Origin of the sequence: Frankia sp. R43 (assembly GCF_001306465.1) — a bacterium.
Taxonomy (GTDB): domain Bacteria; phylum Actinomycetota; class Actinomycetes; order Frankiales; family Frankiaceae; genus Parafrankia; species Parafrankia irregularis.
In genome coordinates, this window is sequence record NZ_LFCW01000013.1 from 146,895 (window position 1) to 171,528 (window position 24,634).

3 protein-coding genes are annotated in these 24,634 nt (G+C 75.3%); all 3 read left to right on the forward strand.

Features of this window, described 5'->3' with window-relative positions; all coding sequences use genetic code 11:
• Positions 1-92 precede the first annotated feature (92 nt).
• Genes ACG83_RS38710 through ACG83_RS38720 form a run of 3 tightly spaced genes read left to right on the forward strand, consistent with a single transcriptional unit; the run spans position 93 to position 24,537 of the window.
• On the forward strand, positions 93-10,877 hold the full coding sequence (locus ACG83_RS38710) for a type I polyketide synthase (RefSeq protein ID WP_054571231.1): 10,785 nt from the start codon (positions 93-95) through the stop codon (positions 10,875-10,877).
• Complete coding sequence (locus ACG83_RS38715) at positions 10,877-22,093, forward strand: beta-ketoacyl synthase N-terminal-like domain-containing protein (protein WP_083473925.1); 11,217 nt, start codon at positions 10,877-10,879, stop codon at positions 22,091-22,093. The genes ACG83_RS38710 and ACG83_RS38715 overlap by 1 nt, the downstream gene beginning before the upstream one ends.
• A complete protein-coding gene (locus ACG83_RS38720; protein WP_054571233.1) occupies positions 22,090-24,537 on the forward strand; it encodes an acyltransferase domain-containing protein in 2,448 nt (815 codons plus the stop codon). Before ACG83_RS38715 ends, ACG83_RS38720 begins: the two co-directional genes overlap by 4 nt.
• Positions 24,538-24,634: the final 97 nt, after the last annotated feature.

A 24,634-nucleotide genomic window follows, 5' to 3' on the forward strand; every position in this document is an offset into this window, starting at 1 on the left:
CCCACGTTCCCCGTCGAGACGTCCGGATCGCCGGACGTCGCACGCCCTCGAGACCTTCGAATCCGTCGAGCACAGTGCGGTGAGGCCCCGGTATGGAAACGCAGGAGCGCACACGACTGCTGGACTACCTCCGTCGGGTGACGACGGAGCTGCACAACACCCGCGCCCGGCTGGAGCGGGCCGAGTCCGGCCTGCGGGAGCCGGTCGCCGTGGTCGGAATCGGCTGCCGCTACCCCGGCGGCGTCCGTTCCCCGCAGGACCTGTGGCGGATCGCGGCGCAGGGGCGCGACGTCGTCTCCGAGATCCCCGCCGACCGCGGCTGGGACCTGGCTCGGCTCGGTTCCGCGCAGCCGGGCGGGAGCTGTCCGGAGACGGGTGGATTCCTCGACGGAGTCGCCGACTTCGACGCGGAGTTCTTCGGCATCAGCCCGCGTGAGGCGGCCGCCATGGATCCCCAGCAGCGGCTGGTGCTGGAGACCGTGTGGGAGGCGGTGGAACGTGCCGGAACGGACCCGACCTCGCTGCGCGGCACGTCCACCGGGGTCGTTCTCGGCGTCATCCACCAGGGCTTCGACAGCCGGGTCACCGACGCCGGAGCCGGCGGCGAGCTGGCGGGATACGTGCTCACCGGCAGCACGCTGAGCGTCGCCTCCGGCCGGGTCGCCTACACCCTCGGTCTCGAGGGGCCGGCGATCACCGTGGACACGGCGTGCTCGTCCTCGCTGGTGGCTTTGCACCTGGCCTGCCAGTCACTGCGGCGCGGTGAGAGCGACCTGATGCTGGCCGGTGGGGCGCTGGTGATGGCGACCCCGACCTCGTTCGTGGAGTTCAGCCGGCAGCAGGCACTGTCGCCCGACGGCCGCTGCCGCGCGTTCGGCGCCGCGGCCGACGGGTTCGGTCTCGGTGAGGGTGTCGGCGTCCTGGTGCTGGAGCGGCTGTCGGACGCACGCCGCAACAACCATCAGGTGCTGGCGCTCATCCGGGGCAGCGCGGTAAACCAGGACGGCGCGAGCAACGGCCTGACCGCGCCGAGCGCCCCGGCCCAGGAACGGGTGATCCGCCAGGCCCTGGCGGACGCCGGGCTGAGCCCCGGTGACGTCGACGCCGTCGAGGCGCACGGAACCGGCACGGCGCTCGGCGATCCGATCGAGGCACAGGCGCTGCTGGCCGCCTACGGCCGGGACCGGCCGGCCAGCCAGCCGCTCTGGCTCGGCTCACTCAAGTCGAACATCGGGCACGCGCAGGCGGCCGCGGGGGTCGCCGGTGTCATAAAGATGATCATGTCGATGCGGTCGGGGGTGTTGGCGCCGACCCTGCACGCCGACCCGCCGAGCCCGCACATCGACTGGGCCGGCGGTCCGCTGGCCCTGCTCACGGACAGCACGCCCTGGCCGCGGCGCCCCGACCAGCCGAGGCGGGCCGGAGTGTCCTCGTTCGGGATCAGCGGCACCAACGCCCACCTGATTCTGGAACAGGCGCCCGAGTCCGAGCCGGTGATCACCGGCGACGCACCCGTGCCCGGCGACGCAGCCGTGCCCGGCGACGCAGCCGTGCCCGGCGACGCAGCCGTGCCCGGCGACGCAGCCGTGCCCGGCGACGCAGCCGTGCCCGGCGACGCAGCCGTGCCCGGCGACGCAGCCGTGCCCGGCGGCACGCCCGCTCCCGGGGTCGTTCCCTGGCTGCTGTCGGCACGCTCGCCGGCGGCCCTGCGTGACCAGGCCGCCCGGCTCGCCGACCACCTGGACACCGGTGCGGGGGCGTCGGCCAGCCCGGGCGCGATCGCGCACGCACTGGCCGTCAGCCGCGCTTCGCTGGAGCATCGCGCGGTCGTGCTCGGCCGGGACGCGACCGAGCTCCGCGAGGGCCTCGACGCGCTCGCCGCGGGTCACCCCGCACCCGGCCTCGTGACGGGCCCGGCGGGGCCGGCGACGGGGACGGGAACGGGTACGGGGGCGACCAGCCCGGCCGGCTCCGGCGGGGCGGCGGGTGTGGTGACGTCCCGGGCCGGCACGGTGTTCGTCTTCCCCGGGCAGGGGACGCAGTGGGCCGGCATGGCCGGCGGGCTGCTCGGCGTCTCGAAACCGTTCACCCGGCGGATCGAGCAGTGCGCCGCCGCTCTCGCGCCGCACACCGGATGGGAGCTGCTCGACGTCCTGCGTGGCCGGCCGCAGGCGCCCGACCTGAACCGGGTGGACGTCGTCCAGCCCGCCCTGTTCGCGGTCATGGTCGCCCTCGCCGAGGTGTGGCGGGCCCACGGGGTCACACCGGACGCCGTCGTCGGCCACAGCCAGGGCGAGATCGCCGCCGCCTGTGTCGCGGGGGTCCTCAGCCTGGAGGACGCGGCGCGGGTGGTGGCGTGCCGGGCCCGCGCGTTGTCGGCACTGTCCGGGCGGGGCGGCATGCTCTCTATCGCCGCGCCGCGCGAGGATGTCGAACGCCTCCTCGCGCCCTGGGCGGACGAGCTGGCGGTGGCGGCCGTCAACGGGCCCGTGGCGACCGTCGTGTCGGGCGGGTCCGAGGCGCTCGCACGGCTGGCCGCCGCCTGCGACGGGCGGGACGTCCGCAACCGCCTGCTACCCGTGGACTACGCCTCGCATTCGCCGCAGGTCGAGCGGATCCGCGCGCGGCTGCTCACCGACCTGGCGGGGCTTCGCCCGCGGTCCGGCGAGATCCCCGTCTACTCCACGGTCACGGGCCAGCCGTGCGACGGGACGGAGCTGGACGCCGGGTACTGGTTCCGCAACCTGCGCGGCCTGGTCGACCTGCACGGCGCGACCAGGCGGCTGCTTACCGACGGCCACGACGTGTTCGTCGAGGTGAGCCCGCATCCGGTGCTCACCGCCGGGCTCGCGGCGACGGGCGAGGCCGAGGGCTACCAGGACCAGGTGGTGCTGGCCACCCTGTGGCGGGACGACGGCGGGCCGCATCGCCTGGCGCGCTCCCTGGCCGAGGCGCATGTCAGCGGCGTCCCGGTGAGCTGGCCGCCGTTCGTCCCCGCGGGTGCCGAGCCGCCGGTCGAGCTGCCGACCTACGCCTTCCAACACCGCCGCTACTGGCCTGCGCCGCAGGCGCGCCGGACGGTTCCCGACCCGGCCGGGCCGTCGCGGGCACCTCGGTCCCGGCGGGACGACGTGTTCTGGTCGGTGGTCGAGTCCGGCGACGCCGAGGCCTTCGCCGCGCTGCTCGGCGAGGAGGAACCGGGCGCGCTCGAGCTGCCCGGCGGTGCCGGTGCGGTCGACGAGGCCGGGTCGCAGCGGCTCGCGGAGACGCTTGCCGCGATCGCCGGCTGGCGGCGGCGCGCCGACGATCGCGCCGTCGTCGACGGCTGGCGCTACCGCGTCGTCTGGGAATCGCACACCGTTCCCACCGCCCCGCCGCCCACCGCCCCGCCGCCCACCGCCCCGCTTCGCGCGGGCCGTCGGACGGGCGGCGGAACCTGGCTGCTGGTGACCGACACGGCCGACACGACCGGCGTGGCTGGCCTGGACAGTGCGGACGGCGGCGACGGTGCGGACGGCGGCGACGGTGCGGACGGCGGCGACGGTGCGGACGGCGGCTCGCTGGCCGGCTGGTGCGAACGCGCGCTGGCCGGCGCGGGCGCCGAGGTGGTGAGGCTGCCGGTGGCAATCCGATCCGCCGACCAGCGTGACCTGGTCAGGGCGCTGGGGGCGGCCTGCGCCGCCGCGCCGGTCGGGGTCGTGTCACTGCTGGCGGCCGACCCGGCGCCGGTGCCGGTCAACGGGGTGCCCGACGGTCTCGGCGCCACGTCGTCGCTCGTCCGGGCGCTCGGCGAGCTGGGCTGGGCGGCACCGCTGTGGTGCCTGACCCGGGGAGCGGTCACCACCGGGCGCCTGGACCGTCCCGCGGACCCGGCCCAGGCGACGATCTGGGGCTTCGGACGTGTGGTGGCCCTTGAGCAGCCGCGCCGCTGGGGTGGCCTGGTCGACCTGCCCGAGGTGCCGGACGAGCGCACCGCGGCCCAGCTGCGCGCCGTCCTGGCGGCCGCCGCCGCTGTTCGTGCCGGCGATGGTGCCGACGGCGACGCCGACGGTGCCGGCGGGCGGTACGAGGACCAGGTGGCGCTGCGTCCGTCCGGCGTGCTGGTGCGTCGCCTGGTGCGCCACCCGGCACGGGGCGGGTGGCGCCCGGGCCCGCCGCCGGAATGCGCCCTCGTCACCGGCGGCACCGGTGCGCTCGGCCGCCGGGTCGCCGAGCACCTGGCCCGGCGCGGGGTGCGGCGCCTGGTGCTGGCCAGCCGGGCCGGAACGGCGGCGGCCGGCACAGGCGACCTGGTCGAGCGGCTGCGGGGGCTGGGCGCCGAGGCGCGTGTCGTGGCCGTGGACCTGCGGGACCGCGCCGCGGTCACCCGCCTGCTGGAACAGGCCGGACCCGTCGACGCGGTCTACCACACCGCCGGTGCGGCGGCGGCCACCGAGGTCGGGCAGCTGGGACCGCACGACCTGGCGCACGCCGGCGCGGCCAAGCTGGGCGGCGCGGTGGCACTGGACGACCTGTTCGGATCCGACAGCGGCGTGACGGAGTTCGTCCTGTTCTCCTCGGGTGCCGGCGTGTGGGGGTCCGGGGGCCAGGCCGCCTACGCGGCGGCGAACGCGGGCCTTGACGCGCTCGCCGCGAATCGCCGGGCCCGCGGGCTGCCCGCCACCTCCGTCGCCTGGGGGCTGTGGGACGAGGAGGGCATGGGCGGCGGCGAGACGGGCCGCTGGCTGCGCCGGCACGGCATGGTCGCGATGGACCCGGCGCGGGCCCTGCTGGCGCTGGACGCGGCCCTGAACGACACGCGCCCGGACCTCGTCGTCGCCGACATCGACTGGAGCGCCTTCACCGCCGGCTTCACCGCCACCCGGCAGAGCACCCTGCTGGCCGCGATCGAGGCCGAGCTGGCGACCGGCGAGCAGGATGTCCTCCACATCGCCAACGGTCACGGCGGTGGCGTCAGCGGGCACGGCGTCAGTGGCCGGGACGGCGGCGGCACGGGCGCCGGTGCCGGCGCGCTGGCAGCGCGGCTGGCGGCCCTGCCGGTCGGTGAGCGGGAGCCGGAGGTCCTCGATCTCGTCCGTGCCCTGGTGGCCGACGTGCTCGGGCATCGCGGCACGGAGGCCGTGCCGGCGGCGAGAGCGCTGCGGGAGACAGGCGTCGACTCGCTGACCGCCGTGGAGATCCGCAACCGGCTGGCGGCGGCGACCGGGCTGCGCCTGCCGACGACGCTCGTCTTCGATCACCCCACGCCACGAGCACTCGCGGCGCACCTGACCGCGCTCGTGTCCGGCGGCCCGTCCGTGTCCGGCGGCCCGTCCGTGGGCGGCGCGACCGGGTCATCGGTGGACGTCCCGCCCGGTCGCGGCGGGGACGGCGGGGACGCCGGGGATGAGCCGATCGCCATCGTGGCCATGGGGTGCCGCTTCCCGGGCGAGGTGGAAACCCCGGACGCCCTGTGGGAGCTGATCACGTCGGGTCGGGACCCGATGACGGAGGTGCCGGCCGACCGTGGCTGGGACTCGGCGCTGGCGGAGCTCCGGGCGCTCCGGCCGGACGCGGATGCCGTGGTGGGCGGCTTCCTCGCGGGGGCGGGCGACTTCGACGCGGCCTTCTTCGGGATCAGCCCGCGCGAGGCCGCGACCATCGACCCCCAGCAGCGCCTTCTGCTGGAGACGTCGTGGGAGGCGGTCGAACGTGCCGGTGTCGATCCGTCCTCGCTGCGCGGAACCCCCACCGGCGTGTTCGTCGGACTGGTCTCCCAGGACTACGGCGAGCGGCTGGCCGACGCCGCCGAGGAGTACCAGGGATATCGGCTGACCAGCGGCTCACCGGCGGTCGCCGCCGGGCGGGTGGCCTACTGCCTGGGCCTTTCCGGCCCGGCGATGACGATCGACACCGCGTGTTCGTCCTCGCTGGTCGCACTGCATCTGGCCTGTCAGTCGCTGCGCCGCGCCGAGTGCACGCTGGCGCTGGCCGGCGGGGCGACCGTCATGGCCACGCCGACCCCGTTCGTCGAGTTCGCCCGGCAGGGCGGGCTGTCCTCCGACGGGCGCTGTCACGCGTTCGCCGCCTCCGCGGACGGCACCGGCTGGGGTGAGGGCGTCGGCATGGTGCTGCTCGAACGGCTGTCCGACGCGGTGGCGCATGGGCATCCGGTGCTCGCGGTCATCCGCGGCTCGGCGGTCAACCAGGACGGCGCCAGCAACGGCCTGACCGCGCCGCACGGACCGTCGCAGGAGGCGGTGATCCGAGCCGCACTGGACGACGCCCGGCTCGGCCCGGCCGATGTGGACGTGGTCGAGGCACACGGGACCGCCACCACCCTCGGGGACCCGATCGAGGCGCACGCCCTGCTGGCCACCTACGGCCAGGGCCGACCGCCCGGGCATCCGCTGTGGCTGGGAACGCTCAAGTCGAACATCGGGCACACCCAGGCCGCGGCCGGTGTGGCCGGGGTGATCAAAATGGTGCTCTCGCTGGGGCGGGACGTGCTGCCGGCGACCCGGCACGTGGATGCCGAGACCCCCCACGTCGACTGGTCGGCCGGCGACGTGCGGCTGCTCACGGGCCCGGTGCCCTGGCCGGCCCACGACCGGCCCCGCCGCGCGGGTGTCTCCGCGTTCGGGATCAGCGGCACGAACGCCCACGTCATCCTCGAACAGGCCCCGGCGATCGCGGAAGACGCGCCCTCGCCCCCGGAACAGGCGCCGCCGCTCCCGGAACAGGCGCCGGCCGGACCGGGCCGGCCGGTGGTCGTCCCGCTGTCCGGCCGGGGAGCCGCCGCGCTCCGTGCCCAGGCCGAGAGGCTGGGTGCGCACCTGGCCGACCGGGTCGACGGCCCGGCGCTCGCCGACGTGGCGCACACCCTGGCGGCGGGCCGCGCCCAGCTGTCCCACCGGGCCGCCGTGGTGGCCGAGAACCACGAGCGGCTGCTGGCCGGGCTCGCCGCCGTGGCGGCCGGCGGACCACCGGCGGTCGGTGCGGCCGGAGTCGCCCGCACCGAGCCGGTGGTCGCCTTCCTGTTCACCGGCCAGGGCAGCCAGCGTGCCGGCGCGGGCGGTGGCCTGTACGCCACCGAGCCCGTCTTCGCCCAGGCGCTGGACCGGGTCTGTGCGGCCTTCGCCCCGCACCTGGACCATCCCCTGCACGACGTCCTGCTCGCGGCGCCGGGTTCGGCCGCGGCTGCCGCGCTGGAGCGCACCGAGTACGCGCAGCCGGCGCTGTTCGCGCTGGAGGTGGCGCTGCACGACCTGATGACGTCCCGCGGCGTGCGGCCCCGCCACCTCATCGGCCACTCCGTCGGCGAGCTGACGGCCGCCCATGTGGCCGGAATGCTGTCGCTGCCGGACGCGGCCCGCCTGGTCGCGGCGCGGGGACGGCTCATGCAGGCGCTGCCGGCGACGGGCGCGATGGCCGCGATCGAGGCGTCGGAGGACGAGATCGGCCTGGAGCTGGCGGGCCGGGAGTCGCAGGTGGCCCTCGCCGCGGTGAACGGGCCGTCGGCCGTCGTGGTCTCGGGTGACGCGGACGCCGTCGGCGAGATCGTGGCCGGATGGGCGGCCCGCGGGCGCCGAACCCGCCGGCTCGCGGTCAGCCACGCCTTCCACTCCCCGCACATGGACGGGATGCTCACCGCGTTCACCCGCGTCGCCGCGGAATGCACCTGGTCCCCGCCGCGGGTGCCGATCGTCTCGGGGGTGACCGGCGCCCCGCTGGAGGCTGTTCCGCCGCCCGAGTACTGGGCGCGGCACGCCCGGGCGGCGGTCCGTTTCGGTGACGGCGTCCGATGGCTCGCCGAGCGCGGTGTCACCGCCTATGTCGAGCTGGGGCCGGACGGCATTCTCACCTCGATGGTCGACTCGTGTCTGGATGCCCTCGGGAGTGATCCCGGCGGCAGCACCGGTGCGCCGGGCCGCGGCGACGGGCCGCTCGGTGCCGCGGCACCGTTGCGCCTCTCGGCGCTGCGCCCGCCCTGGCCCGAGCCTCGGGCGCTGGCGGCGACCCTCGCCGCGCTGCATGTGCACGGGGTACCGGTCGAGCTGAGCGACGTCCCGGCTGCCGGGCGGCGGCCGGTGGAGCTGCCCACCTACCCGTTCCAGCGCCAGCGTCACTGGCTGCCCGCCGGTGGTCGGCCCGGCCCTCGCGGGCGGCACGCCGGTGGGCGGGAGAGTGCCGTGACCGTGGGGTCGGATGCCGGCGGCGCGCGGCGGCTCGACCATCCCGTGCTCGAGACCGCGACCCTCATCGGCGCGTCCGGCGGCTGGCTGTTCACCGGCCGGTACTCGCTGGCCGAGCATCCGTGGCTGGCTGACCACGCCGTGCGGGGCACCATCGTGGTGCCCGGACTCGCGTTCGTCGAGCTGGTACTGCGGGCCGGCCGGGAGGTCGGCGCCGGCGGGGTCGAGGAGCTGACCTTCCAGAACCCGGTGGTGCTCGGGGACGTCCAGGCGGTGCGGGTCCAGGTCTGGATCGATCCGCCGGACGCCCACGGCCGGCGCGGGGTGCGGGTGCACACCCGCCCCGACCCGGCGGGCGCCGAGGCCGAGATCTGGACACCCAACGCGGTCGGCGTCCTGGCCTCCGCGGCGGGCGTGGACGGCTGGCCGGCCGGGCGAGACGACGGGGAGGCCTCCGGGGAGGCGTCCTGGCCGCCGCCGGGGGCCAGGCCCGTCGACGCGGACCAGCTGTACGGCCGGCTGCGTGAGCGCGGGTACACCTTCGGCCCGGCCTTCCGCAGCATGCGCGCGGCCTGGCAGCGCGGCGACGAGTGGTTCACCGAGGTACGGCTGCCCGACGAGCACGGCCCGACGGCGGACCGCTACGACATCCACCCGGCTCTGCTGGACTCCTCGGGCCATGTCCAGCTCGAGGCGTTCGGTGCCGGTGATGGCGCCGGCGGCGGTTCCGCCGGCGGAGCGTCGGGCGACGCGGTCCCGGTCCTGTTCGCGGTGGCCGGCGTGCGGGTGCGAACCGTCGGTGTGCCGTTCCTGCGGGCCCGGCTTACCGCGGCCGGCGCCGACGGCATCCGCATGGAGCTGGCCGACAGCGCCGGGCGCCCGGCCGCGCTCGTGACGTCCCTGACGGTCCGGGCGATCAACCCGGACGCCCTGCGCGGCGCGGCCGGTCCGCTGCACGCACTCGACTGGGATCCCGTCGGCGGGGCGCCCACGCCGGGCGCGGTGGTGGCGCCCGCCGTGGCGTTCGCCCCCGACACGGGCACGTTCGCCGACGATCCGGAACTGCTGCGGGCGGCGGGCCATCGGCTCGCCGGCTGGGCGTGGGACAGGGCCCGCCGGTGGTTGGACGACGAGCGGCACGAGGGGTCCCGGCTGGCGATCGTGACCTCACGGGCGTGCGCCGTCGCCGCCGGCGATGATCCTCCCGACCCCGCCCAGGCCGTGATCTGGGGTTTCCTGCGCGCCGTCCAGCTGGAGCATCCCGACCGGTTCGTCCTCGTCGATCTCGATGGCGAGCCGGCCAGCCGGGCGCTGCTGCCGGATGCCCTGGCCTCGGACGAGCCGCAGCTCGCGGTCCGTGCGGGCCGGATGCTGGCACCTCGGCTGGCGCCCGTCCCCGGTACCGAGGCGGGCCCGGCGCCGGCGCTGGCCCCCCAGGGCACGGTCCTGATCACCGGGGGTACCGGTGCGCTCGGGGCCGCGCTGGCACGGCACCTGGTCATCCGCCACGGGGTCCGGCATCTGCTGCTGGTCAGCCGGCGGGCGGACCGCGCGCCAGGCGTCGAGGCCCTGCGGGCCGAGCTGGCCGGCCTGGGCGCCACGGCACGGCTGGTCGGCTGTGATGTCACGGACCGCCAGCAGCTCGCGGCCGCGCTCGCCACCGTCGACCCGGCGCACCCGCTCACCGGCGTCGTGCACGCCGCCGGAGTCGTGGACGACGCGCTGCTCACCGGCCTCACCGCCGACCAGCTGCGCAGGGTGCTGGCGGTCAAGGCCGACGCGGCCGTCCACCTCGACGAGCTGACCCGCGGCGTCGAGCTGGCCGAGTTCACCCTGTTCTCGTCGGCGGCGGCGACCATCGGCAGCCCCGGTCAGGCGGCCTACGGCGCGGCCAACGCGTTCCTCGACGCCCTGGCCGCGCGGCGCCGGGCCGCGGGCCGACCGGCCCGGTCCCTGGCCTGGGGTCCCTGGGCGGCGGCCGGGATGGCGAGCGCCCTCGCCGAGAGCGACCTGAGGCGGATGCGGCGCCTGGGGGCGGCACCGCTGCGCACGGACGAAGGACTGGCCCTGTACGACCTGGCCCGGAGGGTCGACCGGGCCGTGATGGTGCCGATCCGCCTCGACGACACGGCGCTCACCGGCCCGCTCGGCCGGCCGGCGGTGCTACGGGGCCGGCCGTCCAGCGCGGTCACGCCGGTACCCGCGCGGGTGGGCGACGGCCCCGGCCCGACCTCCCACACCGTGCCCTCCCCGCGGTCCGGCGCGGCGCCCCGCCCGGTGTCGGGCGTGCCGTCCGACACCGGGGCGGGCCCCATGGGCGGTGCCAGGACCGACGGCTCGGCGGGGGTGGGCGGCGGACCGGCCGCGGCCGGGTTCGGGCGCCTTGCCACGCTCTCGCCGGCGCAGCGCCTCGCCGCCGCGACCGACCTGGTGCGCGGCGCGGTCGCCACCGTTCTCGGACATGACTCCAGCGGCGCGGTCGACCCCGACGCACCGCTGCTGGAACTGGGCCTCACCTCCCTGATGGCGGTGGAGCTGCGCAACCACCTCACCGCCGTCACCGGGCTTCGGCTGCCCGCGACGCTCGTCTTCGAGTGCCCCACCGCCGACGCACTGGCCCGCCGCCTGATCGCGGACCTTCCGACCGTCGATCCTCCCGCTGTCGCGGGGGAGTCGCCCCAACTTCAGCTGGAGCCGCTGTGATGCCAGAAGCACCAGCCCGGACGGACGCGCCAGCCGGGACGGATACCGGCGCGGTGGCGGGCCCCTCCGCCGTGACGCCGGGGATCGCCGACGTCCAGACGCTGCTCCGGGCGGGCGACCCGGTGCTGCGTGACCATCGGCGCCACGGTGTCCCGACGCTGCCCGCCGCCGCCTACCTGGACGCGATCTACCGCTCGGCGCTTGCCAGCGGGCGGCGGACGGCGCAGGTCGAGCTGCGGGACGTCCGGTTCGCCGAACCGCTGTCCGGGACGGATGACGCGGACCACCGGCTGCTGCTGCGCTGCCGCCCGGACGGCGGCGGGCAGCGGATGCGGATCACGAGCCGGGCTGATGCCGCGCCAGGCGGTGCGGTGCCGGGCGGTGCGGTGCCGGGCGGAGCCGAGACGCTGCGGGTGGTCTGCGCCGTGCTCCCGGCCGATTCCGGCGCGCGGCCGGGGCCGCTGGCGCTCGACGAGGTCCGCCGGGTGCTGGCCGGCGCCGACAGCGTCGCCCTCGACACGGTCTACGACCGGCTCGCGGGCGCCGGCGTCGACTACGAGGGCTTCATGCGGGCGGGCGGGGCCTGTGCGCGGGTCGGTGAACGGGTGCTGGCCGAGGTCCGGCTCGGCGCGGCCGCGCTGGGCCGTTCGGACGGGTTCCTGCTGCATCCGGCCCTGCTGGAGGCGGCCATCGCGGTCACCTCCGCCGGTTCCGCCGGGTTCGCCGGTTCTGCCGGGTTCGGCGAGCCCGCTGCGACCGCCGCTGGCGGCGGCGTCCAGCCCGGTCTGACACCGCTCGCCGGCATCGACCGGGTGCGGATCTGGGTGGCGGCCGGGGCGGACCGCCCGGACGCCCTCACCACGCTGTACGTCGACGCCCGTCCCGCCGGAGGCCGTGGTGGGCAGGCCCGGCTGACCCTCTACGACACGGCCGGGACACCCGTCGCGAGTGTGGAAGGCCTCGCGTTCGGCTCCCCGGGCGGTTCCGCCCACCTGGCCGGGGCACCGGAGCGCAACGGGACGGCGCCCCGGCGTGATCCGTCCGATCAGGGCGGGGCGTGGCGTGCTCAGCCGCCGCGGTGGCCCAGCCAGCCGAGTCAGCGCAGCCAGTCCAACCAGCCCCGTCAGCCCGGCCCGACCGGGCCGGGCTGGCAGCAGGCCCCGTCCGAGCGGCCCGGGCGGGCGCGCGCGGGCGGGTTCGAGATCGCCGTCGTCGGAATGAGCGGCCGCTACCCGGACGCGGCTGACCTGGACGAGTTCTGGCGCAACCTCGAACGCGGCCACCATGCCAGCGGTGCGGTGCCACCATCCCGATGGCGCGTCGGCGACTACCCGACGGCCGGATCGTCACCACACGGCGCCGGGGCCTTCCTCACCGACGCCGAGGCCTTCGACCCGCGGTTCTTCCGCATCCCCCCGAGCACGGCGACCGCCATGGACCCGCAGGAACGCCTGTTCCTGCAGACCGCCTACGCCGCCGTGGAGCACGCCGGGCACGTGCCCGCCGACCTCGCCGCCGCGAGCGGTACCACCGGGGTGTTCGTCGGCGCGAGCTGGACGGACTACCGGCTGCGCGGCGTCGAGGCGACCCTGCGCGGCGCTCCCCAGACGGTCACCTCGGGACTGTCGTCCATCGCCAACCGTGTCTCCTACGCCCTCGGCCTCACCGGGCCGAGCCTGACGGTCGACACGGCCTGCTCGTCCTCGCTGGCCGCGCTGCACCTGGCCTGCCAGGCACTCCTGCTCGGGGAGTGCGACGCCGCCCTGGTCGGCGGGGTGAACCTGGTGCTGCACCCGGACAAGTTCGCCCTGCTCGACCGGATGAACCTGCCCTCCTCGGACGGCAGGTGCCGCTCGTTCGGCGCCGGTGGCGACGGCTACCAGCCTGGTGAGGGGGTCGGCGCGCTGCTGCTGCGTCCGCTGTCCGCGGCGCTCGCGGACCGCGACACCGTCTACGGGATCATCCGCGGAACCGCGGTCGGCCACGGCGGCACCGGCGCCGGCTACCTCGTGCCGCAGCCGGCCGCGCAGGCCGACGTCATCCGCCGGGCGTGGGAGCGGGCCGAGGTGGATCCGGCCACCGCCGGGTACGTCGAGGCGCACGGTACCGGCACCGCGCTGGGTGACCCGGTCGAGGTCGCCGGCCTGCGCCTGGTGCTCGACGCGGCCGGTCCCCGGGCGGCACCGTGCGCTCTCGGCTCGGTGAAGTCGAACATCGGCCACCTTGAGCCCGCTGCCGGGATGGCGGCCCTGACGAAGACCCTCCTGCAGCTGCGGCACGGCGTGATCGTGCCGTCGTTGCACTCGGACGTGCCGAACCCGGACATGGACCTCGGCACGGTGCTGGAGGTCCCCCAACAGCGGCTGGCCTGGCCGCGCCTTCGTGACGCGGACGGCGAGCTGCCCCGCCGGGCCGGGGTGAGCTCCTTCGGAGCCGGTGGCACGAACGCGCACGCCGTGCTGGAGGAGTACCCGGAGCAACCGGATCCCGGTGCTCCGACCGTGCTGCCCGGTGGCGCCGCGCCTGATGCGGCCGCATCTGATGTGGCGGGGCCTGGTGTGGCCGGGCCGGCGGGCCCGGAGGTCGTCGTGCTTTCCGCCGCCACCGAGGAGCGGCTGCGGGTGCACGCCGCCCGTATCGCCGATCATCTCCGGCAGGTGGCGGCGGCGGGATCCGTGCCCTTCGCTGATCTCGCCCGCACCCTGCAGGTCGGACGTCCCGCGCTGCCCGCCCGGCTGGCCCTTGTCGCGTCCGGGCCGGCCGAGGCGGCCGAGCGGCTGTCCGCCTTCCTCGCGGGCGCGGATGGTGCGGGTGGCACGGGCGATGGGGGCGAGGTGTTCACCGGCCGGGCGGGTGAGCCCACCGCCGATGGCGGCGAGACGGACGTGATCGCCGACAGCTACCGCCGCGGCAACCTGACGGACGTCGCGCGGCGCTGGGCCGGCGGGGGCGCCGTCGACTGGGCGGCGGTCAACGGCGGGCCGGGTCGGCGCCGCGCGCTGCCCGGCTACCCGTTCGAGACCTCTCGGTTCTGGATCGACCTCGATGCGCGCACCGGACCCCCTGACTCGCCCGTGCTGGAGCACAGCGCCCCGGAGCACAGCACCCCGGAGAACAGCACCCCGGAGAACAGCGTGCCGGAGCACGCGCCCGAGCAAAGGAGGAGACCCGCGGTGATGACGTTCCTCGACGCCGCCTGTGAGCCGTTCGAGGCCGGCCTCGTGCCCGTGGCGGAGGAGCTGGAAGCGGCCTATCCGATGCTCGGTGCCCACGCGGCCGGCGCCGTACTCCGTCGGCTGCGGGGCATGGGCCTGCCCGCCGACGGCGCGACCGCGCCTGAGCTGCGCCGGCTGCTCGGCGTCACGGACCGGTTCGAGCGGTTCCTGGACGTCTGCCTGCGGGTGCTGCGCCGGCACGGCCTGCTGTACGAGCGTGACGGTCTGCTTCATCCCGCCGGGCTGGCCGACGACGTCGACCTCCGGCGAGCCGAGCTGATGGCGCGCCATCCCCAGGTAGCCCCGTTCCTCCGGCTGCTCGACGTCTGCCTCGACGCCTACCCCGACGTCCTGCGCGGGGTCCGGCCGGCCACCGAGGTGCTGTTCCCCGGCGCCAGCATGGATCTGATGGCGGGGATCTACCGCGGCAACCGGGTCTACGACTTCTACAGCTCCCTGGTGGCCCGGTTCGTCGCCGCGGCGGCCCGCGCCAGGACGGCGGATGCCGGGCCAGCGGCCGGTTCCGGTTCCGGGGGCCGTCGACCCGTACGCATCCTGGAGATCGGCGCGGGCACCGGCGGAACCTCGCATCAGGTGCTGGCCGCGCTGGCGCCGCTCGCCGCCGCCGGCGTGGAGCTGGAGTACCACTACACCGACATCGGTGGCAGCTTCGTCGCGCACGGCCGGCGAACCTTCGGCGCTGAGCACCCCTTCGCCCGGTTCCGCGTCCTGGACATCGAGAACGACCCGGCCGCCCAGGGCTTCGAGCTCGGTGGCTTCGACGTCGTGCTGGCGGTCGGAGCCCTGCACGCGGTCGCCGACATCGACGCGGCGATGCGCCGGGTCCGTGCGCTGCTCGCCGACGACGGCCTGCTCGTTCTCGGTGAGGCGGTCGAGAACCACGACATCATGGCCTGCACCATCGGCCTGTTGGACGGCTGGCATCTGTACCGCGACCCGCAGCACCGGCTGCCCGACTCGCCGCTGCTCTCCGTCGACGGCTGGCGGGCGAGCGCGCTGCGCACCGGGTTCGGCGAGCTCCGTGCCTACGGCGAGGGGCTCACCGCCGATCCGTCCAGCAGCCATCGTCTTCTCGTCATCCCGGCCGGCGAGGTGACCGGGCGGGCCCCGTCGCCGGGGCGCGGGGCGCAGGACGTCCAGGCACAGCCGGACTCCGACGCCGTGGAGCGGGCGGTCGCCGAGATCGTCGCGGACGAGCTCGGCGTGCCGGTGACCGAGGTGCGCCCGACCGCGTCGTTCGCCGAGTACGGGGTGGACTCGATCCTCGCGGTGCGGATCGTCGAGCGGATCAACTCCAGCCTGGCCGTCGACATCAACGCCACGGTCATCTTCGACCATCCGTCGGTGCGTGCCCTGGCGGCGTTCGCGCTCGCCCAGGGGGGACGTCCCGAGCCCGCGGCCGCCGAGCCCGTCACGGCTCGTCCCGCGCCCCCGCCCGTTCCGGCGATCCAGCCGGTTCCAACGCACCTGCCGGTTCCAGCGCCCCCGCCGGTTCCAACGCACCCGACCACCGCGGTTCCCGCGCCATCGCAGGCAACGGCGTCCCGCCCGCGCGCGTCGGTGGCGGCGTCCGGCACGTCGGTGGCGGCGGGCCGCGGTGGTGACACGGACGTCGTCGACATCGCGGTGATCGGCCTGTCGGCGCGGTACCCGGGCGCGGCCGACTACCGCGAGTTCTGGCGGAACCTGGTCACCGGCCACGACGCGATCACCGAGATCCCACCGGGCCGCTGGAACCTCGCCGACCATTTCCAGCCGTGGCCGCCGGCGCCGGGCCGGACCTACTCGCGCTGGGGCGGCCAGATAGCCGACGTCGACCGGTTCGACCCGCTGTTCTTCGGGATCGTCCCCGCCGAGGCCGAGCTCATGGACCCGCAGCAGCGGGTGTTCCTGCAGGAGAGCTGGAACGCGATCGAGGACGCCGGCCTGGACGCCCGTCAGCTTCGCCGGTCGCGGACCGGGGTGTTCGTCGGAGCTCCGCCGTCCGACTACCTGCAGCTCATCCGCGACCGCGGCTACTTCGGCTCGCCCCACGTGTTCACCGGGAACTCGCCGGCGATCCTGCCGGCCCGGGTCGCCTACCACCTCGATCTCACCGGCCCGACCGTCGGCGTCGACACCGCCTGTTCGTCCTCGCTGGTGGCCCTGCACCAGGCCTGCCAGAGCCTGGCGGCCGGTGAGTGCGAGCTCGCCCTGGCCGGCGGGGTGACGGTCTTCGCCACGATCGAGCACCACCTGCTCACCTCGTCGATCGGCATGCTGTCGCCGACCGGCCGCTGCCGACCGTTCGACACCGCCGCCGACGGCATCGTGATGAGCGAGGGCGTCGGTGTGATGGTGCTCAAGCCGCTGGCCCGGGCGCTCGCCGACGGCGATCCGATCCACGGCGTGATCAAGGGCACGGGGGTCAACCAGGACGGCCGCACCAACGGCATCACCGCGCCGAGCGCGCGGTCCCAGACCGAGCTGTTGGTCGAGGTGTACCGCCGGTTCGGGATCGATCCGGCGACCATCGGCTACGTCGAGACGCACGGCACCGGTACCCGCCTCGGCGACCCGATCGAGATCGAGGCGCTCAACGCCGCCTTCAGGACCGCCGGGGGCGGCCGGCTCGGTGGCACCTCCGAGCCCCGGCCAGGTGTCGCGACGGTGCCGATCGGATCCGTCAAGTCGAACATCGGCCACACGTCCCACGCGGCCGGTGTGGCTGGAGTGATCAAGGTCCTGCTGGCGCTCAGCGAGCGGCGTGTTCCGCCCTCGCTGCATTTCGACCAGGCCAACGAGCTGATCGACTTCTCGGCGACGCCGTTCTTCGTCAACACGGAGCTGCTGCCGTGGGAGGCGCCGCAGCCGCGCCGGGGGGTCGTCAGCTCCTTCGGCTTCAGCGGGACGAACGCCCACGTCGTCCTGGAGGAGCATCGCGAGACCCGGCCGCCGACCCGCGCGCCGTTCGCGCGGCCGTCCGACCCGGCCCTGGTCCTGCTCTCGGCGGCAACCGAGGACAGCCTCCGGGACGGTGCTCGGCAGCTGCTGCGGTTCCTGGACGGAACGCCCTCGGTCGCCCTCGCGGACCTGGCCGCGACCACCCAGCTCGGGCGGGCCTCGCACGAGCACCGCCTCGCCGTCCGGGCCGGGTCCGTCGCCCGGCTGCGGGCGGAGCTCGAGCAGGCGGCGCGTGGGAGCACCGGCCCGGACAGTGTGCGGGGCCGGGTCGACCCCGACCGCCCGGTACCGCCGGCCGAGCGGCTGACCTCGGGGGCTGATCCGGCTGTCGTCGCCGCGGCCTGGGCCGACGGCGCCGAGTACGACTTCGCCGGGCTGTACCAGGGAACACCGCCGCGTCGGACGCACCTGCCGGGGTACGCCTTCGCCCGCGAACGGTGCTGGATCCCGTCCGCCGACGACCCGAACCATCCGGCACCGGGCCTGCGGCCCCAGCCGGCGGAGCCGGTACCCGGGCCGGTACCGGCAGCGGCATCGGTGCCGGTGGGCGGGGTGCCGTCCGAGCTGGTCTGGCCGGTTGTGCTGGATCTGGCCGGGACCGAGCTGGGGCTTGCCGGTGACCAGCTCGACCGGGAGGCCTCGTCGACGGATCTCGGGTTCGACGGCCCCGGCCGGGCCCGGCTCGCCGGCCGCCTCGGCGAGGCACTGGGGCTGGATCTCCCGCCCGGTGTGCTCACCGTGCGGACGTCGCTGCGCCAGCTGGTGGACACCGTCGCGTCCGGCGAGTGGAACCGTACCGCTACCGTTCCCGTTCCTCTTCCCGCATCCGCATCCGCATCCGCATCCGCTCCTGCGCCTGCTCCCGCAGCCGCTGTCGTGGCGGGCGCCGACGTTCCGGTGCCCACCCGCGGGCCTGCGCCGCCGCGGGACCTCACCGCGCTCGCCGAGCGCTTCCTGCTCGACACGCTGGCAGCCGAGGCCCGCATTCCCGCCGATCGAATCCGGCCGAAGGCTCCCCTGCAGGACTACGGCATCGAGTCGGTTCTCATCGCGCGGCTGATGTCCCGGCTGGAGGCGGTGCTCGGACCGCTGCCGTCCACCCTGTTCTTCGAGCACCAGACCATCAGCGCCCTCGCCGCCCATCTCGCGACCACTCGCGCCGACCAGCTCGTCGCGGCGTTCGTCCCACCGGAGCCGGACCTGCCGGGCCCCGACGCCCGAGCGGGCGCCGCGCCGACCAGCAGCGCTGTGCTGGCCGGGGGTGCCGGGCAGACCGGGGCCGCTGTGCCGACCGGGATCGCTGTGCCGACCGGGATCGCCATGGCGGCCCCGGTCATGCCGACGCCCGTCGCGACGGTGGCGCGGCGCCCGGAGCCGGTGGGGTCGGCCGTGGCGGTGCACCCCGCACGGCCGGCGATGGTGGACCGGCCGGATGACATCGCCGTCGTCGGCATGGCCGGGCGTTACCCCGGCGCCGCCGACAACCAGGCGTTCTGGGCGAACCTGCTGGCCGGGCGCGACTGCATCACCGAGGTTCCACCGCAGCGCTGGGACCATTCCCGTTATCTCAGTACCAACCAGGATGAACCTGGCGCGACCTACGCCCGCTGGGGCGGGTTCCTCGACGACGTCGACCGCTTCGACGCCAGGTTCTTCGGCATCGCTCCCCGCGATGCCGACCTGATGGATCCCCAGCAACGGCTGTTTCTCGAAGTCGCCTGGGCCGCGATGGAGGACGCCGGCAGCCCGCCCGAGCGGATCCGCCGTGCGGCCCGCCGCCGCGGCCAGCGCGACGCGGCCGTCTTCGTCGGCGTCACCTACGGGGAGTACCAGGCGGTCGCGGGAGCACCCGTCGCCCCGTACTGGGCGGTGGCGAACCGGGTCTCCTACCACTGCGGATTCGACGGGCCGTCGATGGCCGTCGATACCGCCTGCTCGTCCTCGCTCACCGCGCTGCACCTGGCGTGCGAGAGCCTGCGCCGGGGCGAGAGCGCCTACGCGCTGGCCGGCGGGGTGAACGTCACGATCCATCCGGGCAAGTACCTGCTGCTGGGGTCCGGGCGATGGGCGTCGACCGACGGCCGGTGCCGCACCTTCGGCGCCGGCGGAGACGGCTACGTGCCCGGGGAGGGCGTGGTGGCACTGCTGCTTCGTCCGCTCGCCGACGCCCGCGAGGACGGGGACCGTGTCTACGGCGTGATCCGCGCCACGGCGGTCAACCAGGACGGCCGGACCAACGGGTTCACCGTGCCCAACCCGGTCGCCCAGGCGGCCCTCGTCCGCGACGCGCTGGCGAAGGCGGACGTCGACCCGCGGGCGCTCAGCTACGTGGAGGCACACGGCACCGGCACGGCACTCGGCGATCCGATCGAGGTCAGCGCCCTGACCGCGGCCTTCCGGGACGGAACCGACGACCGCGGCTACTGCGCGATCGGCTCCGTCAAGTCCGCGATCGGTCACCTGGAGGCGGCCGCCGGTCTGGCCGGGGTGGCGAAGACGCTGCTGCAGCTGCACCACGAGACCATCGCGCCGACGCTGCACGCCGACCCGCCGAATCCCCACATCGACTTCGCCGGCAGCCCCTTCACCGTGGCGCGGGACGCACGGCCGTGGCCGCGTGCCGCCACCGGGCAGCCGCGCCTCGCCGCGGTCAGCTCGTTCGGGGCCGGCGGCTCCAACGCGCATGTCATCCTCGGCGATCCCGTGACCGGCCCCGACGGCCTCGGGCGCGGCCAGCACCCGGCCGCCACCGGCTCGCCGTGGACGGGGCCGACGCCGGTGCTGCTGTCCGCGCGAGACCCGCAACGGCTGCGTGAACAGGCGACGAGGCTGGCCGCGTTCCTCGGCTCCCCGGAGGGCCGGCGGCTTCCTCTCGTCGACATCGCCTGGACACTGATGGTCGGTCGGGAATCCTTCGAGCACCGGCTGGCGATCGTCGCGGGCACGCACCAGGAGGCGGCCGAGGCGATCGAGGCCTTCCTGGCCGGCACGCCGGACGGCCGGGTGCGTACCGGAGTCGTCGCGGCGCACGTCGACCACGGCGGCGACAGCGAGCCCGACCGGGCCTACCTGCGGTCGCTGCGGGAGGCGGGGCACACCCACCGGCTGGCCGACCTGTGGACGCAGGGCTGGGCCATCGACTGGGAGCAGGTCTGGGCGCCGCTGCGAGGACGCGTCGTCAGCCTGCCGACCTACCCGTTCGCGGCCGACCGGCACTGGGTCGAGGGCGACGAGTTCCGCCGCTCCGGAACCCCGGGCCAGGCCTCAGCCCCGGCCCGGCCTGCGGCCCCGGGCCAGATCCCGGCTCCGGCCCGGATCCCGGCCCAGCCCCACTCCCAGCCTCAGGCCCAGAGCCCGATGCGGAACCCGGTCCCGCCCCTGACCGAGGCGCCGACACCGACACCGACGCCTACATCGACGCCGAACGTCGGGCGTGGCGACGACGAGGTCCGGCAGGACCTGGTCGTCCAGGTCAAGGCGATCTTCGCGGACCTGACGCGCTATCCGGTCGACGAGCTCACCGAGGACACGAACTTCCTCGACTACGGCTTCGACTCGGTGGTGGTGGTCCGGATGCTCAACCGGGTGATGAAGCACTACGGCGTGCGCATACCCGGAACACTGATCGAGGAGTGCACGACCATCGGCTCCTTCGTGGACCACGTCGTCGCCGGCGGCTACATCGGGGGCAACGACGCGGGCGGGGCGGCTGCCGACGAGATGACCAGGATCCTCACCGCACCGGCGCTGAGCCCGGCGAAGGTCGTTCGGGCGGAGCCGTTTCCCGTCGAGTCGGTCTTCGTCACCGGGGTCACCGGGGTGCTCGGCGGACGGCTGCTGTACGACCTGCTCACCGAGACCTCGGCGCGGATCACCTGCCTGGTGCGCGGCCGCGACGAACAGGCCGCGCGGGAGCGCGTCCAGTACTTCCTGCAGGTCTACGACCAGGAGCAGCTGCTGGTCGACGAGTTCGCGCAGCGCGTCTCGGTCGTCCTGGGGGACGTCAGCCAGGACGACCTTGGCCTGAGCGCGGCGGCCCTCGACGAGCTCGCCGCGCACGTGGACGTCACCATCCACGTGGCGGCGCGGACCACACTGGTCACCTTCTACGACTCCCTGAGCGCGGTGAACGTCGACGGTGTCCAGCGGATCATCGACTTCAGCCTGCGGACCCGGCACCGCTATCTCGTCCACGTGTCCAGCTTCAGTGCGCTGGGCGACTGGCAGCTCGACGCGAACCGGCCGTTCACCGAGGATGACCTGGAACTCGGCCAGGGCTACGACCATCTGCCGTACCAGGAGACGAAGTACCACGCGGAGAAACTGATCCGGGCTGCCTCGGAGCGGGGCCTGGTATGGAACATCTTCCGTCCGGGCAACATCATGGGCACCGGCGACACCGGGCGCTATCCGTTCAGCGAGGTGACGGTCAAGGGCGTCTACTACGACCTGATCAGGACGGCCGTCGACACCGGCTACTACCTGGACGCGTCGACATACTGGGACATCTCGCCGGTGGACTACGTCAGCACCGGCCTGCTGCACCTGGCGCTGCGCCGGCCCAGCTACCGCGAGACCTACCATCTGACGAACCCGGACATCTGCAGTCTGGGCGAGGTCTACCGGATGATCCGCGAGCACGGGTACTACATCGCGCCGCTGAGCGTGGACGAGTACCACCGGCATGCCGTCGAGGCGCTCTTCCGACCGGGTGCCAGCACGAACGGTTCCGCGAACGGTTCCGCGAACGGGACCGCGATCGGTTCCGCGAACGGGACCGCCGAACCCTATGCCAGCCAGATGATCGAGATGGTGAAGTACGGCGTCGAGACCTGGGGGCCCGAGCACTACGACCGCAGCACCTACGCCGACTCCACCTACACCCGGAACCTGCTGGGTGCGGCGGGCATCAACTGCCCCACGATCGGTGACCTGGTCACCCGCTATCTGGAGCACTGCGCGGACGTCGGCTACATCCCGCCGCCGAATCATCCCGCCCCGGCCCGTCGCCCCGCCCTGGCGGAGGAGGGGCGTTGACCGCCCAGACCTGGCCACCCCTGTCGCGGGCGGACGTCGTCGTCTTTCCCGGGCAGGGCTCGCAGCGCCAGGGCATGGGCCAGGACTTCCACCAGCGGTTTCCCGCCGCCCGGGCGGCGTTCGAGGAGGCCTCGGACGCCATCGGGATCGACATCCGCGCGATCTGCTTCACCGACGACCCGCGCCTGCATGTCACCGAGTTCACGCAGCCCTGCCTGCTCACCATGGAGATCGCCGTCTTCCGGGTGCTGGCGGCCGAGTTCGGTCTGGCCCCGCGGTTCTTCGGCGGACACAGTCTCGGCGAGCTCACCGCGCTGGTGGCCGCCGGGGCGCTGCCGTTCGCGCCCACCGTGCGGCTGGTACGTGCCCGGGGTGGCGCCATGCAGGAGGCGGTGCCCGCGGACCAGGGCGCGATGGCCGCGCTGATCCTCGACGACATCGCCGAGTCGGGCGCGCTCGACCTGGTGACGGCGGCCGGGGTGGAGGTCGCCAACCACAACTCGCCGAAGCAGGTGGTGATCAGCGGGCTGGCCGGCCGGGTGGCGGGCCTGCGCCCGGTGCTCGCGGACGCGCACCCGGACCTCACCTTCATCCCGCTGCGGATCAGCGTGCCGGCGCACTCCCAGCTGATGCGTCCGGCGGGGGAGCGGTTCTCGGCGCGACTGGCCGAGGTGGCCGGCGACCTCGATCCGCTGCGGGCGGCGTCGGTGGTCTCCAACGCGACCGGCGAGTTCCACGACCCCCGGCGGTTCGCCGCCGACCTCGCCCGCCAGATCACGAGCCCGGTGCGATGGCTGGACGACATGCGCACGCTGGCCGCCGCGGCCGGACCAGCCGGCCACATCGTCGAGGTCGGCCCGCGCGCGGCGTTGGCCTCGTTCTTCCGTGCCCTGGGCGTCGAGACCAGGACGATCACCACGGTCGACGAGGCCTTCGGGCTCGGCTCCGACCCGGTCCCGCGCGGCGAGCCGGCGGCCCCGGTGGCCCAGCCCGCTCCGGTGGCCCAGCCCGGCCCGAGGGCTCAGCCCGGCCCGGTGGTCCAGGCGCTCCCACCTGCCCCGGTGGCCATGGCGGCCCCGGCGGCGCACGATCCGGAGTTTCCGGGCTCGGCGGCCTGGTGCCGCGCGCACCGGGCCCGGATCGCCTATGCGGCAGGGGGCATGGGGGCCGGCGTCGGGTCGGCCCGCCTCGTGCTGCGGATGGCCGGCACCGGGCTGCTCGGCTATCTCGGAACCTCCGACGTTCCCCTGGAGCGGGTCGCGGCCGAGTTGGCACGGCTGCGGGCGGCCCTGCCCGCGCACGCGCCGTGGGGGGCGAACATCACCCGGGCACCCTGGCATCCTCGGCGCGACGAGGACCTCGCCGACCTGCTGGTGCGCGGCGAGGTGCCGGATGTGGAGGTTGCCGGCTTCACCGAGCCCACGGCGGCGCTGGTGCGGCTGCGCCTCGCCGGCCTGCGGCCCGGCCCGGACGGACGTCCCCGCCCGGCGCGGCTGATGCTGGTCAAGGTGGCACATCCGGACGCGGCGACCCGCTTCCTGGCCCCGCCCCCACCTGCCGTCGCCGCGGACCTGCGGGCACGCGGACTGCTCACCGCCGAGGAGGTGCGGCTGGGCGCGGACCTCCCGATGGCCGACGACCTGTGCGTCGAGCCCTGGGCAGGCGGTGGTCCGGGGCTGCTGGAGCTGCTGCCGGCTGTTCGCGCGGTGCGCGACCGGGCAGGCGCCGGCGCGGGCGCCGCCGCGGGTGGCGGGGTGGACGCGCACCAGGCCGCCGGGCGGGTACGGGTGGGTGCCGCCGGTGGTCTGGGCTCCCCGCGGGCCGTCGCCGCGGCCTTCGCGCTCGGCGCCGAGTTCGTCCTGACCGGATCGGTCAACCAGTGCACGGTCGAGGCGGACACCAGCGACCTTGTGAAGGACCTCCTGGCGAGTGCGGGAGTCGCCGACTTCACCACCGCTCCCGACGTCGACTCCTTCGAGCTGGGTGGCCGGGTGCCGGTGCTGCGGCGCGGCGGCCTGTTCGCGGCGCGTGCCGACCGGCTCGACGAGCTGTATCGCCGGCATGGCGAACTGGCGGCGCTGTGCGCCGAGGACCGCCAGCGGCTGGAGAAGGATCTGTTCCGCCGCAACCTGGACGACGTGTGGCGGGAGCTGTCGGCCGATCCGGACCGCTGGTCGGCCGCCGTGCTCGCCGGCGCCCGTGAGGACGTCCGCCAGCGCATGGTGCTGGTCGTGCGCTGGTATCTCGCGGAGAGCACGCGTCGGGCCCGGGCCGGCGATCCCGCCGAGACGTTGAACTTCCAGGTCCGTGGCGGGCCGGCGCTCGGTGCGTTCAACGACGTCGTCCGCGGCACCCGACTGGCGGGCTGGCGTGACCGGCATGTGGATGAGCTCGCCGGGTTCCTGATGCGTGGCGCCGCCGAGGTGCTCGCCGGCCGCGGCTGACGGGACCGGGCGGGGCTGACGGGACCGGGCGGGCTGTTCGGGATCGGCGGACAGCTCCCGTCAGCTCCCGTCGGCCTCGCGGTGCCGGCCGGGCTCG

Coding starts and splice junctions, on each gene's coding strand:
- ACG83_RS38715 (WP_083473925.1), top strand. CDS start 10,877: ATGCCAGAAGCACCAGCCCGGACGGACGCGCCAGCCGGGACGGATACC.
- ACG83_RS38710 (WP_054571231.1), top strand. CDS start 93: ATGGAAACGCAGGAGCGCACACGACTGCTGGACTACCTCCGTCGGGTG.